Raw genomic sequence first — 3,539 nt, 5'->3', positions numbered from 1 at the left:
GCCTTGCTCGATTTATAATCTTGTATGAGCAATAGCATTGGATATGCTGGAATTAGTATTCCGGTTCGTCTGCGCCCTGAATTAGGTTTATTATTGATCATTTAGAGCGAATAAGCCTCACAGCCTAAATTTACCGAATCTTTTGTCGACTGTTGATTAAAAAACAGCTGAACAATAATTGGTTCATTTCTAGTCATGAAAAGCCCCTGATTCCTATATCCATTTAAATGAAGCTAGCCTCTCATTATTTACCGATTTAAGCTAGATTTTTTTCATGAGGTGGCCCTGTTCCGTAATTTAATAAGTATGGTGCCAAATCAATTTATCTGATAGCTAAATAGAGTAAATTTTTAGCAAATCCCCATGAAGTGCTATCTTGCTGTTAAATAAATGAGATTGCCCTTTTTGCGAAAAGCATCTCCACCAAAATGATATATACTAAACTTATAATCTAATAATAAGTACTCAAATTGGATCAAACAACGCTGAGAACATTATTAGCGAGACAAGCCATCTTCAATAGGAAAGGGGCGGTATGTGCTTATGAGCTTTTATACCGAAATGGAGATGAAATAAGCGCTAATATAAATAGCTCTAGTCCATTTAGCGGGGATGCTGCAACATCATCAGTTATTACCCAACTATTCACCAATCTCGATATAAATAATATTATCGGAAAAAAAACAGCCTACATCAATTTTACCTACAACAATCTTATCGAACAAATTCCAGCGCTATTACCTAAGAACCGTATAGTTATTGAGGTTCTAGAAACGGTTATTATTGATGAGATCCTGATTAAAAATTTAACCCAGCTCCAAAGCTTAGGCTATAAAATTGCTTTAGATGATTTTATGTACCGAGAAGAAATAAGGCCCTTAATTGATCTGGCCCACATCATTAAAATTGATGTTCTCAATCTTTCCAGAGCGCAAATTGAAGAGCAAATTAAGCCTTTAAAAAATAGTTATACCGGAAAGCTTTTGGCGGAGAAGATAGAAAGTCGTGCCCAATTTGATATTTGCATGGAGCTGGGTTTTGATTATTTCCAGGGCTTTTTTCTCAATAAGCCCGATCCCTTTAAAGGCCGCAGCATCACTGAAAATAAATCGCAAATGCTCCGTTTACTTGGCGAACTAAATGACAGTAACGCGTCAATAGAAAAAATTGAAGATATTATTTTACAAATCCCGAAGCTCAGTTATCGTGTTTTACGTTTAACCAATTCTGTGTCGTTTTACACTGGCAAAAAAATCGAATCATTAATGGATGCCATTGTCCAGCTCGGCTTAGTGCAAATTCGCAATTGGATCATTTTATTATTATTAGCTAGTCTTGATGATATTGCCCCTGATTTATTAGAAAGAACCTTGATCCGGGCTAAGATGTGCGAATCGTTGGCCAGGGCTACCCACTACCCTAACCCCCATCAAGCCTATACCGTCGGTATTTTATCGACCCTCGATGCTATTTTAAATGAGCCAATGTCTTTGCTCTTAGACAGAATTCAATTAAGTGAGGTTTTGAATGAAGCCCTTTTGCATCACGTCGGCGAACTGGGTAAATTTTTAAAATTTTCTATAGCCTATGAAGAAGCCAATTTCAAGCAGCTGCAATATTCTGGCATTGATAATAAGGCGCTCGTCCAATCCTATCTTGACGGCATCGCCTATGCAAACAGCATTATTAACATTATAAATGTCTTAAATTATCATTGAATTCCAATTTCAAACCATTCCTGTGTGCAAAAATAGTAACATAATGAAAATTAATTGCTTTTTATCAAAAAAGAACTTTGCTATTGAAAAAAAATAAGTTATAACAAAGAAATACCTAGCTCAAGGATTGACAGGTAGAGACAGACCCTAATTATTTTTTTCATGGAGTGAGAAAATGAACAGTAAAGTGTTTTCCCAACGCTTTAATCGCGAACTAGCCACCTTAGGTTTTCCTGAGGATTTAGTAGAAAAGACTAAAGCGGTTGCCAAAGTATTTGGTATTACTCGCCATTTAGCTAATGCCTTAATTTTTGGTCATGCCTTGCCGAATAAAAATGAATTAGAAAAAATATCTGAAGTTCTAGAGGTGTGCCCGCAATGGTTGTGTGGAGCCACCGACAGGAAAAAAGCCTACTCAGGTCGCGAAACGGCTGATAATGCTTAAAACTTTAATAGCCGCCTAAGCAACCGCTCTCCTGCCTCGTTGTCCATGCTGCAAGCTCTTCTGTCTGCTTAAACTGAGGATGCGCATGGACAATGGAGGAAGCCCGCCGATAAAAGCCCTAACCCGTGCTTAGCCACAAAATAGCTAAGCTATTACCTTATAAGTAAATTTATTGTATAATCCTTAAAAAAATAATGGTATTTAGAGCAATAAATACCACCTTCTCCTTCGAGTTGAGTACCATGGAATGTTTAAGTTTCTGTGTGGCTAAAAACATTGATTTAACCCGCCTAGATAATCATTTTAGAGCGGCTCCAAATGCCTACACCTCTACCAAAACCCGTGATGTGCTAAAAATAATCCCCAGCGATAATTCCCATCATACGATTTATATTTTTAAAAATGGTACGGTGGTCTCTTGGGGGGTTAAGCGTTATGAAATTAATAACTATCTAAATACCATTAAAATGCTAGTCGATAAGCCAATTAAGTTATTGGTTCATGATGAATTTCATTACCAGCTAGCGGCTAAAACGTCCATTGAACCTCATGATTTTTTTGATGTTGATTGCTTAACCATTGAAGACGAAAGTGAGGAGTTAAAACTTAGCCTCTCTTATGGTTTTTCTCAATCGGTTAAATTACAGTATTTTGAAACCATCATAGATGGGCTTATTGAAAAATATAATCCAATGATTCAAAGTTTATCGCAAACCGGAGAGATGCCTATTGGGCGGAAACAAATTCAACAGGTTATCGGTGAAATTCTAGGTGCGAAAAGCGAAATGAACCTCATTAGTAATTTTCTCTATCACCCTAAATATTTTTGGCAACATCCCACCTTAGAAGATCACTTTATTATGTTGGAGCGCTATCTGCATATTCAGCGTCGGGTCAACGCCATAAATCATCGTTTAGATACCTTAAATGAAATTTTTGATATGTTTAATGGTTATCTCGATAATCGCCATAGCCACCTTTTGGAAATTGTTATTATTATTTTGATCATCATAGAAATTATTGTTGGGGTAATGAATTTTCATTTATAGGACGTCTGATGTCTCGCTTAAAAACTCATTTTTTACAAGATAGTACCTTTAAAAACGAGGTTCTAGCAGGAATTACTACTTTTCTTACGATGGTGTACATTGCCTTTGTTAATCCGGCTATTCTGCACGATGCCGGCATGGATCAAGGTGCGGTATTTACGGCAACCTGCCTGGTTACCGCTTTTGCTTGTGCCCTAACCGGCCTTATCAGGGGCTTTTCATGACTAGAAATGAACCAATTATTGTTCAGCTGTTTTTTAATCAACAGTCGACAAAAGATTCGGTAAATTTAGGCTGTGAGGCTTATTCGCTCTAAATGGTTAATAA

Annotated in this window: 3 protein-coding genes and 1 pseudogene; all 4 read left to right on the top strand. The window is 36.9% G+C overall.

The annotated features are described in order from the left end of the window. The first annotated feature begins 470 nt into the window (after positions 1-470). Positions 471-1,718, top strand: a complete 1,248-nt coding sequence (locus ELY15_RS14635) for an EAL and HDOD domain-containing protein (RefSeq protein ID WP_127101314.1) — start codon at positions 471-473, stop codon at positions 1,716-1,718. A gap of 175 nt (positions 1,719-1,893) precedes the next feature. Beyond that, on the top strand, positions 1,894-2,163 hold the full coding sequence (locus tag ELY15_RS14630) for a hypothetical protein (RefSeq protein WP_127101312.1): 270 nt from the start codon (positions 1,894-1,896) through the stop codon (positions 2,161-2,163). A gap of 242 nt (positions 2,164-2,405) precedes the next feature. Continuing rightward, the gene (locus ELY15_RS14625; protein ID WP_127101310.1) at positions 2,406-3,212 is read left to right on the top strand and encodes an RMD1 family protein; all 807 of its coding nucleotides are present in this window, start codon (positions 2,406-2,408) and stop codon (positions 3,210-3,212) included. 8 nt (positions 3,213-3,220) lie between these two features. Next, positions 3,221-3,421, top strand: a pseudogene (locus ELY15_RS14620) (NCS2 family permease); the annotation flags it as partial. Positions 3,422-3,539: the final 118 nt, after the last annotated feature.

The sequence above is a fragment of the Legionella sp. km772 genome, from assembly GCF_003989735.1.
GTDB lineage: Bacteria > Pseudomonadota > Gammaproteobacteria > Legionellales > Legionellaceae > Legionella.
This window is presented reverse-complemented; position numbering and strand designations above follow the sequence as displayed.